Here is a 12,309-nt window from a genome sequence, read left to right as displayed (position 1 = left end):
ACACGGCACCGCGTCCGACGACTTCGGGGGAAAACGGCGTGACCAGCAGCCCGGCACCGGACGGCACCACCGGATCCACGGAGGAGGTGGAGGAGGTGGAAGAGCCGGACAACGCGGAGGGGGTCGCCCGGCGGCGGCTGCCCGCGCCGGTGTCCGCCCTGCTGCGCTCGCTCGCCTCCACGGCCGTGCTCGTCGCCTTGGGCTACGCCGCCTACCGCTGGGCGGCCACCGGCCTGCCGATGGAGCCGCTGCCGGGCTCGCCCTGGGCCTACCTCGCCACCGGGGCCGCGTTCTGCCTGGCCGGCTGCCTGCTGCTGCGCTGGGCGGTGGCCGCCGCGAAGGCGCGCGCGGACGCGGATGGGGACTCCGACTATTTCTCGGGCCTGGACTACGTCGTCAGCACCGTCGTCTTCGCGGGCATCAGGATCTGCCTCGCCTACCGGCCCGACCTCGCGACGGTCTGGACGTACGGCTTCATCGGTATCGGGGCCCTCGGCGTGGTCGCGGTCGTCTGGCGCCGCCGGCTGGCCCGCCACCTCTGAAGAGGCGGTACGGCGGGGAGCCCCCCGTAACTCCCGCTCCCCGCCGTCCTCATGTTCGGCGACACGGGGCGGATGCCGCGAACGTTTCGGCCGTGCCCGAAACGAGCCCGGGGCCCGTACGGCCCCTCAGCGCGCCCGGTACAGCAGGTCCACGCCCAGCCCGGTGGCCGCGTGCAGCACCGCCTTGCCGTCCCGGCGGGTGGTGATCAGGCCCGCCGCGCGCAGCGTGCGCGTGTGCTCGGAGACCGACGGCAGGCTGATGTCCAGGTCACGGGCCAGTTCGCTGGTCGTACGGCCCTCCACCAGCCGTTGCAGCACGGCCGCCCGGGTCCGCCCCAGCAGCGCGTCCAGGGCGCCCGCCGGGGGCTCCGCCGCGGTCAGGGGGAACGGGGTCAGCGAGGGGTAGACCAGCACCGGCGGCCCCTCGGGGGGCTCCGCCAGCAGCGGCCGGCCCGTCCAGAAGGCGGAGGGCATCAGCAGCAGGCCGCGCCCGGCCAGGTGCACCTCGCAGTCCGGCGGCAGCCCGACCTCCAGGGTGGTGCCGGACCAGCGGGCCGCCGGGTGGGTGCCCGCCAGCGCCGCCTTGATCCCGTGCGCCGCCATCAGCCGGGTCCGCCACGCGATGTCGGCGTGGAAGGACTGCCGGATCCGGGCCCCGTACGGGGCGATGACGCTCTCGTACCCGGCCCGCAGCGCCGCGTCCAGCTCCCGCCAGGCGGCGGGGTCCTGCGCCCACAGGGACCGCAGCCAGCCGGCCCAGCCGGGGGCGCGGGCGAGCGTACGGTGCAGCTGGTCGCCGGTGAGCCGGGTCCCGGCCTCCCGGACCTCCGCCAGGCCCTCGTCGATGTCCCGCACGAAGGGCTCCACGAAGCACGGGTTGTCGCCGTCCGCCCCCAGCAGGCCCAGCAGGGGCCGGGTACGGCCCGGCAGCTCCCGGGTCAGCCGGGCCCGCCAGCGGCCGAAAACGGCCTGTTCGTCGGTGCGCTGCCAGGAGGCGAGCGCCAGGGCCAGCTCGATCAGCGGATAGGGCTCGGACGCGAAGGTGACGCCCAGCAGGTCCTCCGCCGTGAAGTGGATCCTCAGCACCGAACCCGCCCCCTGGGTCGACCTTGGCTAGCCGTACATGCGGCGCATCGCGAAGTCGACCATCTGCTCGACCGCCTTCGCGTCGAAGACCATCCGGTGGTCGCCCTCCATGTCGAGGACGAAGCCGTAGCCGGTGGGCAGCAGGTCGATCACCTCGGCGCCGGTGATCACGAAGTACTTCGACTCCTTGCCGGCGTACCGGCGCAGCTCCTTGAGCGTGCTGAACATCGGGATCACCGGCTGCTGCGTGTTGTGCAGGGCCAGGAACCCGGGGGTCTCGCCGCGCGGGCAGTAGACCTTCGAGGAGGCGAAGATCTGCTGGAAGTCCTCGGCGGACAGCTGCCCGGTCGTGAAGGCCCGCACCGCGTCCGCGAGGGAGGGCGGCGACGGCTCCGGGTACAGCGGCGGCGCCTGCTGCGCGTAGCCCTGCGGGGGCTGCTGCGCGTAGCCCTGCTGGGCACCCGGATTCTGCTCGTAGCCGTACATAGGCTGAAGCCTATCGAGGCCGGGGGCGGCGGGACCGCCGAGTTCCGGTCAGTGAGCCTTCAGCTGCGCGACGAACGGTTCCCATGCGGTCGCCGACACGATCACGACTCCGCCGTCCCGCCGCTTCGAGTCACGGACGGGGACGACCCCGGTGACCCCGTCAGCGACCTCGACGCAGAGTCCCTCAGGTGCCGTGCTGTAGCTGCTCGTCCGCCAGGCGGCTGCGCTCACGTCGACGTGCATGGTTGCCATTTCCGTAGTCCTCCGCCGCTTGCTCGATCATCCTCAGGGACACCGCAGGTGACAGGGCTGCCGCCCGGAGGCGGTTGTACGCCTGCTGGTACCGCGTAACGACGCCCGGATCGTCGATGAGCTGGCCGCTGAACATGCCCTCCGTGTAGACCATGGGCGGGGCATCGCTGAAGCTCATGAAGAAGGTGGAGCCCATCATGAACGGATGCGCCCCCGCGTTACACGGAAGGATCTGTGGAATGAACCGGCGGCGCCGGGCCACGGCGGCCACGTGGGCGAGTTGCTCCGCCATCGCGTCGTCCTCAACGATCGGCTCGCGCAGGATCGACTCATGCAGGACGGCCCACGAAGCTGGTCCGGCGGCATCCTCGAAGACCCACGCCCGGTCCCGGCGGGCCGTGACTTTCGCCTTGACCGTCACCTCCGGCTCCAGCGGATCAACGGCAAGGATGATCCCGCGAATGTACGGCTCCAGTTGTAGGGGCCCAGGGAGGAGCATCGGGTTCCACTCCTCGATGTCACGCGCGTGCGTCTCCATTTCGAGAGCGTCCTCGAAGTAAGGCGCGACAAGACCCCTCTTGGCCTTGCGCACGTCCTCGCAGCGCCGCGTGAAGAACCCGTCCGTCCGCAGCACTTGATCCATGTGCTTCGCCAGGTCCAACGGCATGCGGCGCTGGCCCCGTTCGATCTCGCTCAGGTAGCTGACCCCGTAAAAGCTGCCCTCCACCGCCTGGCGAAGCGTGAGGCCCACCGCCTCCCGCTTCCAGCGCAGCTCTTTGCCGTAGAAGGCCGGGACGCTCGCCGAGCCGTCGATCTCCTTGCGTGCGGCCATCGCAGGGCCCGCCTTCCACACTCCGCACTGTGGACCGGAAACGCTTCCCACCGTACGTCGCGAGGCACCAGCCTGTGAGGGCTTCGTCACAGTCCGCCACGAAAGGGTTTGGCATGAGCGACCACCCCCACGACCGTGAGGCCCTCGCGGCCCTCGACGCACTCCGCGCCGCGCTCGCCGCGCACGGGATCACCCTCCCCTCGCTGGAACTGCACCTCCTCTCCTACGCCGGGACGTACGCGACCCCTCCCCTGATCAGCCTCGGCAACTGCAACCCGGCCACCGCCCAGCGGCTCGCCGACGCGCTGGACCCCCGGTGACCCTCACCGTCCGGCTGCTCGCCGTGCCGCAGGCGGCGCCGATGGTGCGGCACGCCGTGCGGGAGCACCTCGGCCCCGACGGGCATCCCGACGCCGAGCTGTGCGTCACCGAGCTGCTGGCCAACGTGATCGCCCACGTGGGCCCCGGCACCCCCGTCACCCTGCGCGTCACCGGAAGGGCAACCCGTACGCGGGTCGAGCTCACCGACCCCGCGCCGGGCGTGCGGCCCGTACCGAGGTGCGCGGACGAAGGCGACGAGTCGGGCCGCGGGCTGGCGCTGGTCGACGCGCTGGCCGTGCGGTGGGGCGTCACGCACGGGCCCGGCAGCAAGACCGTGTGGTGCGAGTTTTGACGCTGGTCACAGTTCACCTGGGAAGGGTTGCCCTTATTACCGGTGGGTAGCATCATGACGTTACCGATTGGTATGTACGAGGAAACTGTCTCCCCGATCCTTAACGGAGCCGTCGCCATGGGGCACTACAAGTCGAATCTTCGCGACATCGAGTTCAACCTCTTCGAGGTGCTCGGCCGCGACAAGCTGTACGGCACCGGCCCGTTCGCGGAGATGGACAGCGAGACCGCCAAGGACGTCCTGTCCGAGATCGCGCGCCTGGCCGAGAACGAGCTGGCCGCCTCCTTCGAGGACGCCGACCGCAACCCGCCGGTCTTCGACCCCGCCACCAACACCGCGCCGGTCCCGGCCTCGTTCAAGAAGAGCTACGAAGCCTTCATGGACTCCGAGTACTGGCGCCTCGGCCTGCCCGAGGAGATCGGCGGCACCACCTCCCCGCGCTCCCTGGTCTGGAGCTACGCGGAGCTGCTGCTCGGCTCGAACCCGGCCATCTGGATGTACTCCTCCGGCCCGGCCTTCGCCGGCATCCTCCACGAGGAGGGCAACGAGGCCCAGAAGAAGATCGCCCAGATCGCGGTCGAGAAGCGCTGGGGCTCCACCATGGTCCTCACCGAGCCCGACGCGGGCTCCGACGTGGGCGCCGGCCGCACCAAGGCCATCCAGCAGGAGGACGGCTCCTGGCACATCGAGGGCGTCAAGCGCTTCATCACCTCCGGTGAGCACGACATGGAGGAGAACATCCTCCACTACGTCCTCGCCCGCCCCGAGGGCCACGGCCCGGGCACCAAGGGCCTGTCCCTCTTCCTCGTGCCGAAGTTCCACTTCGACTGGGAGACCGGCGAGCTGGGCGAGCGCAACGGCGTCTACGCCACGAACGTCGAGCACAAGATGGGCCTGAAGGCCTCCAACACGTGCGAGATGACCTTCGGCGACCAGCACCCCGCCAAGGGCTGGCTGATCGGCGACAAGCACGACGGCATCCGCCAGATGTTCATGATCATCGAGTTCGCCCGCATGATGGTCGGCACGAAGGCCATCGCGACGCTCTCGACCGGCTACCTCAACGCGCTGGAGTACGCCAAGGAGCGCGTGCAGGGCCCGGACCTGGCGAACTTCATGGACAAGACCGCGCCCAAGGTCACCATCACGCACCACCCCGACGTCCGCCGCTCGCTGATGACGCAGAAGGCGTACGCCGAGGGCATGCGCGCGCTCGTGCTCTACACGGCCTCGGTCCAGGACGAGATCCAGATCAAGCAGGCCGCGGGCGAGGACGCCTCCGCCGCGATCGGCCTGAACGACCTGCTCCTGCCGATCGTCAAGGGCTACGGCTCGGAGCGCTCGTACGAGCAGCTCGCGCAGTCGCTGCAGACCTTCGGCGGCTCCGGGTACCTCCAGGAGTACCCGATCGAGCAGTACATCCGGGACGCCAAGATCGACACCCTCTACGAGGGCACCACGGCCATCCAGGGCCAGGACTTCTTCTTCCGGAAGATCGTCCGCGACCAGGGCGCCTCGCTGAACGTCCTCTCCGAGACGATCAAGAAGTTCCTGGCCGAGGGCGAGGGCGGCGAGGAGCTGGCCGCGGCCCGCGACGCGCTGGCCAAGGCCGCCGTGGACCTCGAGGGCATCGTCGGCAAGATGATCGTCGACCTCACCGCCACCGGCGAGGACGTCAAGAACATCTACAAGGTCGGCCAGAACACCACCCGCCTGCTGATGGCGTCCGGTGACGTGGTCGTCGGTTACCTGCTGCTCAAGGGCGCGGCCGTGGCCGCCGCCAAGCTGGGTTCCGCTTCCGCCAAGGACGTGCCCTTCTACCAGGGCAAGATCGCGGCCGCGAAGTTCTTCGCCTCGCAGATCCTGCCGGGCGTCTCGGTCCAGCGTCAGCTCGCCGAGGACGTCGACAACTCCCTCATGGAGCTCGACGAGGCCGCCTTCTAGGCAGCAGCGACCGCCGGGCAGCGCGCCACGGACGACCGGGGCCGGGCCTCCTCCGCACGGGGAGGCCCGGCCCCCGCCGTACCCGGCCCCGCCGTACCCGGCCCCGCCGTACCCGGGGGCCGTTGTCCACAGCCGCGGGGTTGTCCACAGGCCGGCCGCCGGTTCCCCGGATGTCAGTGGTTCGTGGCACGCTCGTAGGCATGAGTCGACAGGAACAGCCGCACGGCACCGGCAGGGGGTACAGCGTCCCCACCGGGCGGCCGTACGCCCTCAGGGAGCTGCAGGCCAACCTGGGCACGCTCGGTGACCAGGTCGGGGAGCTGTACGAGGGCGCCCACCCCACCGAGTACGAACCGATCACCGACGCGCTGTACGCGGCCTTCCAGACGGCCGCCGGGCTGGCCCCCGCCAAGAGCTACACGGGCTGCCCCGAACACCCCAACGGCGCCCTCGACCCCGAGGCGCCCGAGGGCTGGGGCCGCTGCCTGATCTGCAACGACCGCAGACGCCTGGGCCGCCGGACGCAGGGCGGCGGGCAGGGCGGGCCTGCCGGGCAGGGCGCGGCGGTACCGGCCGGGCAGCAGCGGCGGCTCGGCTATCCGGTCCCGCCCGGGCCGTACACGCTCGGAATGCTGCGCGCCTACCTGCGCACGGTCGACGAGCAGCGGTTCCACTTGTCCCTCACCTCCCCCGACGAGGACTTCGTCCGGATCGCCGACGATGTGCACCAGGCCTTCATCGTGGCCCGCGAACTGTCCCGGCCGCGCAACGCATCGGGATGCGCCGAACATCCCGGCGCGCCGATCGATCCTGATGCTCCGCCGGGAGAGGCCTGTATCTTCTGCGCCGGACGCAAGAGGCGCGCGCAGCGCTCTCCGCAGACCCCCGAGATGCTCCCGCGCATCCGCCGGGGCGAGCGGCGGCAGCTGCAGCGCCGTTTCGAGCGACCGCCGGGCTGAGCCCGGCCGAGACCGTGGTGCCACCGTTACCGCGCGCTCTGGGCCCTCGGCTGTCGTCGGCTATCCGCCACAGTCCGGCCATGGCGAACACGACCGTCGTTAAGGTGAACCACATGAGCTCTCCCGCCCGCTTCGACCGCGGCCACACCGACGATCTGATGACCTTCCTGGCGGCCAGCCCATCGCCGTACCACGCCGTCGCGAACGCGGCGGAGCGGCTGGAGAAGGCCGGATTCAGGCAGGTCTCGGAAACGGACGCCTGGGACGCGAGCGCGGGGGGCAAATTCGTGCTCCGCGGCGGCGCGACCATCGCCTGGTACGTGCCGGAGGGCGCCGCCGCGCACACCCCCTTCCGGATCGTCGGCGCCCACACCGACTCCCCCAACCTGCGCGTCAAGCCGCTGCCCGACACCGGCTCGCAGGGCTGGCGGCAGATCGCCGTCGAGATCTACGGCGGGACCCTGCTCAACACCTGGCTGGACCGCGACCTCGGCCTGGCGGGCCGGCTGACGCTGACCGACGGCAGCGAGCGGCTGGTCAACGTGGACCGCGCGCTGCTGCGCGTGCCCCAGCTCGCCGTCCACCTCGACCGGCAGGTCAACACCGACGGGCTCAAGCTCGACAAGCAGCGCCACATGCAGCCCATCTGGGGCCTGGGCGAGGTCCAGGAGGGCGACCTGATCGCGTTCCTGGAAGAGGAAGAGGGCCTGCCCGCCGGGTCGGTGGCCGGCTGGGACCTGATGGTGCACTCCATCGAGCCGCCGTCCTACCTCGGCCGCGACCGCGAGCTGGTGGCCGGCCCGCGCATGGACAACCTCATCTCGGTGCACGCCGGGATCGCGGCGCTCGCCGCCGTCTCGGCCGCCGGCCCGCTGGACCACATCCCTGTCCTGGCCGCCTTCGACCACGAGGAGAACGGCTCGCAGTCGGACACCGGCGCCGACGGCCCGCTCCTGGGCAACGTGCTGGAACGATCCGTCTTCGCCCGCGGCGGTACGTACGAGGACCGCGCCCGCGCGTTCGCGGGCACCGTGTGCCTGTCCTCCGACACCGGTCACGCCGTGCACCCCAACTACGCGGAGCGGCACGACCCTTCGCACCACCCGCGCGCCAACGGCGGCCCGATCCTGAAGGTCAACGTCAACCAGCGCTACGCGACGGACGGCAGCGGGCGCGCGGTGTTCGCGGCGGCGTGCGAGCGCGCCGGGGTGCCGTGGCAGACGTTCGTCTCCAACAACTCGATGCCGTGCGGCACGACGATCGGCCCCATCACGGCGGCGCGGCACGGCATCCAGACCGTCGACATCGGCGTGGCGATCCTGTCGATGCACAGCGCGCGCGAGCTGTGCGGGGCGGACGACCCGTACCTGCTGGCGAACGCCCTGGTGGCCTTCCTGGAGGCCTGAGCCGCCGCCCCCGCGCACGCGCACGCGCAACGAAGGGCCCCGCTCCCCCGACGGGAGGAGCGGGGCCCTTCGCCGCTACTCGCCTACTCGCCTACTCGTCCATACCGGCGAGGACCAGCGGCAGGCGGGCCGTGCCGCCCTCGGTGACGCGCACCGGGACGCCCCAGTCCTGCTGGTGGACGTGGCACGCCGGATATTCGTTGGCGGGGTCGTCGTCGCAGGACGCCGCCATCGCCGACACGTGCAGCACGCCTTCGGCCACGCCGTCCGCGAGGACCAGGTCCCGGGACAGGTCCGTACCCGCACCCTCGCCCTCCGCCAGCAGCTCCGGCGGCGTGGCGGAGACCAGCAGCCGCGTGGAGGGCCCGTACCGGGTGTCCAGCTTCTGCCCGGCGGGCGCCTGGAAGACCACGTCCAGGCGCAGCCGGCCGGGCGCGACCTCGGTCGCCGCCCGCTGCGTGCGGTGGGCGACCGACTCCACCCGTACCGCCTCCTCCGGCAGCCGCAGCCGGGTCAGCCGGTGCCGTGCCGACTCCACGACGACGATGTCGTCCCCGGCCAGCACGGCGGCGCTGGGCTCGCGCAGGTCCGTCGCCAGCGTGGACACCTGGCCGGAGGCGGGATCGTAGCGGCGCAGCGCGTGGTTGTACGTGTCGCAGACCGCGACCGAGCCGTCCGGCAGGGCGGTGACGCCCAGCGGGTGCTGGAGCAGCGCCTGCCCGGCGTCCCCGTCCCGGTGACCGAAGTCGAACAGGCCTGAACCGACCGCGGTGTGCACGACCCCGTCGGTGTCGATCCAGCGCAGCGCGGAGGTCTCGGAGTCGGCGATCCACAGCCGGTCCCCGGCCGCCGCCAGCCCCGACGGCTGCGCGAACCACGCCTCGGCGGCGGGCCCGTCGTGCAGCCCCTCGTTGGTCGTCCCGGCCGCCGCCTGGACCGTCCCGGCCTCCGGGTCCCAGGTCCACAGCTGGTGCACGCCGGCCATGGCGATCCACACCTTGCCGTGCCACCACGCCACGTCCCACGGCGAGGACAGGTCCACCTCCAGGGCCGGCCCGGACGTCGGCGAGCCCTGCCACCACTGCCGCCCGGTCCCGGCGACGGTCTCCACGACGCCGGTCTCCGGGTCCAGGACCCGCAGCGCGTGGTTGACGGTGTCCGCGACCACGACCTTCCCGTCGGGCAGCAGCGCCAGCCCCTGCGGCTCGCTGAACGCGTCCGGCCCGAAACCGCGGGTGCCGCTGCCGATCCGGCGCACGACGCTCTCGCCGTCGGGGGCGAGTTCGACGAGCTGGTGCCGGGTCGAGTCGGACACCAGGACGTTCCCGTTGCCGAGGACGACCGCCTTGCCCGGGAACCGCAGGTCGCCCGCCACCGGCTCCGGCGCCACGTACGGCCCGTCCCCGCGCCGCAGCGTCCCCTTGGCCTCGTGCTCGGCCTCCAGCTCCTCGACGAGCCGCTCGATGGCGTGCGCGTGCCCCTCACCGGCGTGCTGCGCGACGACGTACCCCTCGGGGTCGATCACGACGAGCGTGGGCCAGGCCCGCACGGCGTACTGCTTCCAGGTCGCGAGCTCGGGATCGTCGAGCACGGGGTGGTGCACCTCGTACCGCTCGACGGCGTCGACGACGGCGGCGTGCTCGGCCTCGTGCACGAACTTCGGCGAGTGCACGCCGATCACCACCACGGTGTCGCGGTGCTTCTCCTCCAGCTCCCGCAACTCATCGAGGACGTGCAGGCAGTTGATGCAGCAGAAGGTCCAAAAATCCAAGATCAATGTGCGACCTCGGAAGTCGGCGAGCTTCAGGTCCTTCCCGCCGGTGTTGATCCAGCCGCCCTTGCCGATCAGCTCGGGGGCACGGACACGGGCACGCTTGCGGGGTGCGGGTGCGGGCGCAGGGGTGGGCGCCGAGGCAGCATCGTTCATGTTTCAAGCTTGCCATTGGCCCATGAACACCAGATCACGGCCGTACGACGCCGTTGTCCTGCGCAGCTACGGGATCCGCTCGACCACGGACTAGCGTCCTTCGACGCCCCGGACGAACAGGGTTCCTGTGCGCCGACTCCCGGCGGGTGGGGCAAGCACGGACGCTGACACGTCCACGAAGCCGTGTTCCTTGAGAATCAGCGCCCACACATCGGGTTCGTAGTCCCACCGCTTGACGACAGCGGGGTCTTCTTCGGGCCCGCGCGGGATGTATGACGCCTGGCAGCCATAGCACCCTTCAACCGGGGGACGCTGGGAGAAGGCGAAGACGCCACCCGGCTTGAGGTTCGCGTGAACCATCGGCAGCAGAAGACCGGGGTCGGTGAACCAGGCAGCGCCGAACACGCTGTAAACCGCATCGAAGATCGTGAACGTGTCTCCGAGATAGGTGAGCGCGTCGGCCTGGTGGAGTTCCATCCCGTCCACGCCCGGCCACCGCTCGCGTGCCTTGTCGAGCTGCTTGGCGGAGAGGTCGATCCCGACGGACTTCATGCCGAGCGTTGCGAGATGAGCGGCGTTCCCTCCCGACCCGCACCCGAGATCGAGCACGCGGTCTCCCGGGTTGAGGTTGAGCACGTCGGCCCTGGGGCCGTGGTCCGGGTACTGGGTCCCGTTGAACCATGTGGTCTCGCCCTTGGCGTTGGTCTTCCGCCGCTGGGGCTTGTTCTGCGAGTAGGTGTCCCACCAGGTCCACGCGAAGGCTGGGCGTGGCCCTCTCCGTGGTGTTCGCGGCGACGGCGAGGAAGGCCGCCACCTGGTTGACGCCGCGCTGGCCCTGGTCGTCGGTCATCTCCGGCCAGGAGTCCTCGCGGACCATGGTGATGAGGTCGGCCCTCAGCTCCGGGGTGATGAGGTCGTACACGGTCTTCGTCGTGTCGGTGATCGTCACGTCTGTGCCTTCCTGGTCTGTGAGGAACATCGGCGGCACTTGCAGGGGGGCCAGGCGGCGGAGGCCATGGGGGTCAACGGCTTCTCGGCGCTGCTGCTGGGGTAGATCACCTCAGAGCCGAATGTCTGGCCGGAGTCGCGAGACACCCGCACGATCATGGTCATCGTTGGCCTTCCGCTTGCCGGGTCCGGTTGGTGAAGCGATGTTCCCGCCGCCGGTCGGTCGGAACGACGACGCTTCGGGCGTCGCCTGGGCGTCACTCAGTGGGGTGTCAATGACGCCCTCCAGGGCGTCAAACCGGTGTCATTGCATGGCTGTTCGGTCTAGCTTTGACGTCATGACGACGACCGCCGTGGTGCCGAATGATGTGCTGCGGGCCGTGCGTATTGGCCTGCGCTTAAGCCAAGACGACTTTGCCAAGGCGCTCCGCCGGGCAGGTGCGGAACTGGGGGAGCCGAACGAGGCTTCCAAGCGGCTGGTGCAGCGCTGGGAGTCCGGCACGAGCAAGACGCCTCGGGGCGTGTACGCCAGGGCCTTAGAACGGGTCACTGGGCGTCCGGTCGAGGCACTGGGGTTCGCCCTGCCGGTGCCGATGGCACGAGTCCACTCAGACGGAAAGGGAGGGCATGACATGGAGACCGGCACAACCGGTGTCGCGTCTGCCTCTGTAGGCGCGCAGCCCACCGCGCAGACGGGTGAGGAGACGTTTTCGGGAGTGTGGCTCAGCCGCTATGAGTTCTTCTCTTCGAGCCGGGGCGACTCGTACGAGGGTAAGCACTACGTAGTGATCGTCCAGCGTGGGAACCGGCTGACCGTTCAGAGTCTGCCTGGGGCGAGCAGCAACCCGGACAGCCCGCTCACGCTGGATCTGACCGTTGATCGCAACGTGGTCACGGGTACGTGGGTCGAGCAGACTGCCGCAGACGGCTACTACAACGGGGCCCGCTACCACGGGGCCATCCAACTCCTGGTCGAGCCGACCGGGCGGCGTATGGCCGGGAAGTGGGTCGGCTTCGGCAAGGACTTCGACGTGAATACCGGCCCCTGGGAACTGCGGCTGGTGGACCGGTCCACGAGCAAGGCGACGCTGGAGAGGTACAGCCAGCCGCCGGAGTGACATCCGACGGGGCACCTGATGGGCCGAAGACCCCACGGGTGGGGCCTTCGGCGGGATTTGCAGGGCGTTAACTGTGCCGCTCTCGCGCCTTCGGCGATCGATATGCGCTGGTCAGAGCCACGGTGGGCCCGAAAAA

13 protein-coding genes are annotated in these 12,309 nt (G+C 70.6%); 7 read left to right on the top strand and 6 right to left on the bottom strand.

Annotated features, from left to right (window positions below; all coding sequences use genetic code 11):
• Window positions 1-38 precede the first annotated feature (38 nt).
• A complete protein-coding gene (locus ACIPXB_RS05835) occupies window positions 39-542 on the top strand; it encodes a hypothetical protein (protein WP_401445011.1) in 504 nt (167 codons plus the stop codon).
• 126 nt (window positions 543-668) lie between these two features.
• Here ACIPXB_RS05835 and ACIPXB_RS05830 read toward each other — a convergent pair whose 3' ends face one another.
• From ACIPXB_RS05830 to ACIPXB_RS05815, 4 genes are read right to left on the bottom strand one after another with little or no spacing between them, the layout of a single operon-like run.
• Window positions 669-1,628 carry a helix-turn-helix domain-containing protein gene (locus tag ACIPXB_RS05830; protein ID WP_401445010.1) on the bottom strand — a complete coding sequence of 320 codons (960 nt, stop codon included), beginning with the start codon at window positions 1,626-1,628 and terminating at the stop codon, window positions 669-671.
• A gap of 27 nt (window positions 1,629-1,655) precedes the next feature.
• Window positions 1,656-2,114, bottom strand: coding sequence for an SseB family protein (locus tag ACIPXB_RS05825; protein ID WP_401445008.1), 459 nt, complete (start codon window positions 2,112-2,114; stop codon window positions 1,656-1,658).
• Between the two features lie 48 nt (window positions 2,115-2,162).
• Window positions 2,163-2,357 (bottom strand): DUF397 domain-containing protein, encoded by a 195-nt coding sequence (locus ACIPXB_RS05820; RefSeq protein ID WP_401445825.1) that lies wholly within the window; start codon window positions 2,355-2,357, stop codon window positions 2,163-2,165.
• Window positions 2,299-3,198: a helix-turn-helix transcriptional regulator gene (locus tag ACIPXB_RS05815; RefSeq protein WP_401445006.1), complete on the bottom strand. Its 900-nt coding sequence runs from the start codon at window positions 3,196-3,198 to the stop codon at window positions 2,299-2,301. Before ACIPXB_RS05815 ends, ACIPXB_RS05820 begins: the two co-directional genes overlap by 59 nt.
• A 113-nt stretch (window positions 3,199-3,311) precedes the next feature.
• Here ACIPXB_RS05815 and ACIPXB_RS05810 point away from each other — a divergent pair, with 113 nt between their 5' ends.
• The 5 genes from ACIPXB_RS05810 (at window position 3,312) to ACIPXB_RS05790 (ending at window position 8,180) form a co-directional block, all read left to right on the top strand.
• On the top strand, window positions 3,312-3,518 hold the full coding sequence (locus tag ACIPXB_RS05810) for a hypothetical protein (RefSeq protein WP_401445004.1): 207 nt from the start codon (window positions 3,312-3,314) through the stop codon (window positions 3,516-3,518).
• Complete coding sequence (locus ACIPXB_RS05805; protein ID WP_401445001.1) at window positions 3,515-3,871, top strand: ATP-binding protein; 357 nt, start codon at window positions 3,515-3,517, stop codon at window positions 3,869-3,871. Before ACIPXB_RS05810 ends, ACIPXB_RS05805 begins: the two co-directional genes overlap by 4 nt.
• Window positions 3,872-3,988: 117 nt before the next feature.
• Window positions 3,989-5,815: an acyl-CoA dehydrogenase gene (locus ACIPXB_RS05800; protein WP_401444998.1), complete on the top strand. Its 1,827-nt coding sequence runs from the start codon at window positions 3,989-3,991 to the stop codon at window positions 5,813-5,815.
• A 200-nt stretch (window positions 5,816-6,015) separates the two neighbouring features.
• A complete protein-coding gene (locus tag ACIPXB_RS05795) occupies window positions 6,016-6,774 on the top strand; it encodes a hypothetical protein (RefSeq protein ID WP_401444996.1) in 759 nt (252 codons plus the stop codon).
• A gap of 113 nt (window positions 6,775-6,887) precedes the next feature.
• Entirely contained in the window at window positions 6,888-8,180 is a 1,293-nt protein-coding gene (locus tag ACIPXB_RS05790; protein WP_401444994.1) for a M18 family aminopeptidase, read from the top strand.
• 91 nt (window positions 8,181-8,271) lie between these two features.
• On the opposite strand, the gene ACIPXB_RS05785 is transcribed toward ACIPXB_RS05790, so the two are convergent.
• Both ACIPXB_RS05785 and ACIPXB_RS05780 read right to left on the bottom strand, forming a co-directional pair.
• The gene (locus ACIPXB_RS05785; RefSeq protein ID WP_401444992.1) at window positions 8,272-10,107 is read right to left on the bottom strand and encodes an NHL domain-containing thioredoxin family protein; all 1,836 of its coding nucleotides are present in this window, start codon (window positions 10,105-10,107) and stop codon (window positions 8,272-8,274) included.
• 90 nt (window positions 10,108-10,197) lie between these two features.
• The gene (locus tag ACIPXB_RS05780; RefSeq protein WP_401444990.1) at window positions 10,198-10,743 is read right to left on the bottom strand and encodes a class I SAM-dependent methyltransferase; all 546 of its coding nucleotides are present in this window, start codon (window positions 10,741-10,743) and stop codon (window positions 10,198-10,200) included.
• 650 nt (window positions 10,744-11,393) lie between these two features.
• On the opposite strand from ACIPXB_RS05780, the gene ACIPXB_RS05775 reads away from it, so the two are divergent.
• Window positions 11,394-12,173, top strand: a complete 780-nt coding sequence (locus ACIPXB_RS05775) for a helix-turn-helix domain-containing protein (RefSeq protein ID WP_401444988.1) — start codon at window positions 11,394-11,396, stop codon at window positions 12,171-12,173.
• Window positions 12,174-12,309 lie beyond the last annotated feature (136 nt).

This window comes from Streptomyces sp. NPDC090022 (assembly GCF_044748145.1).
In the GTDB taxonomy this organism is placed as follows: domain Bacteria; phylum Actinomycetota; class Actinomycetes; order Streptomycetales; family Streptomycetaceae; genus Streptomyces.
This window is presented reverse-complemented; position numbering and strand designations above follow the sequence as displayed.

Excerpts from the sequence above, each read along its gene's own strand:
- ACIPXB_RS05815 (WP_401445006.1), bottom strand. The coding sequence starts at position 3,198 with ATGGCCGCACGCAAGGAGATCGACGGCTCGGCGAGCGTCCCGGCCTTC.
- ACIPXB_RS05790 (WP_401444994.1), top strand. The coding sequence starts at position 6,888 with ATGAGCTCTCCCGCCCGCTTCGACCGCGGCCACACCGACGATCTGATG.
- ACIPXB_RS05785 (WP_401444992.1), bottom strand. The coding sequence starts at position 10,107 with ATGAACGATGCTGCCTCGGCGCCCACCCCTGCGCCCGCACCCGCACCC.
- ACIPXB_RS05800 (WP_401444998.1), top strand. The coding sequence starts at position 3,989 with ATGGGGCACTACAAGTCGAATCTTCGCGACATCGAGTTCAACCTCTTC.
- ACIPXB_RS05820 (WP_401445825.1), bottom strand. The coding sequence starts at position 2,357 with ATGCACGTCGACGTGAGCGCAGCCGCCTGGCGGACGAGCAGCTACAGC.
- ACIPXB_RS05795 (WP_401444996.1), top strand. The coding sequence starts at position 6,016 with ATGAGTCGACAGGAACAGCCGCACGGCACCGGCAGGGGGTACAGCGTC.
- ACIPXB_RS05775 (WP_401444988.1), top strand. The coding sequence starts at position 11,394 with ATGACGACGACCGCCGTGGTGCCGAATGATGTGCTGCGGGCCGTGCGT.
- ACIPXB_RS05810 (WP_401445004.1), top strand. The coding sequence starts at position 3,312 with ATGAGCGACCACCCCCACGACCGTGAGGCCCTCGCGGCCCTCGACGCA.
- ACIPXB_RS05825 (WP_401445008.1), bottom strand. The coding sequence starts at position 2,114 with ATGTACGGCTACGAGCAGAATCCGGGTGCCCAGCAGGGCTACGCGCAG.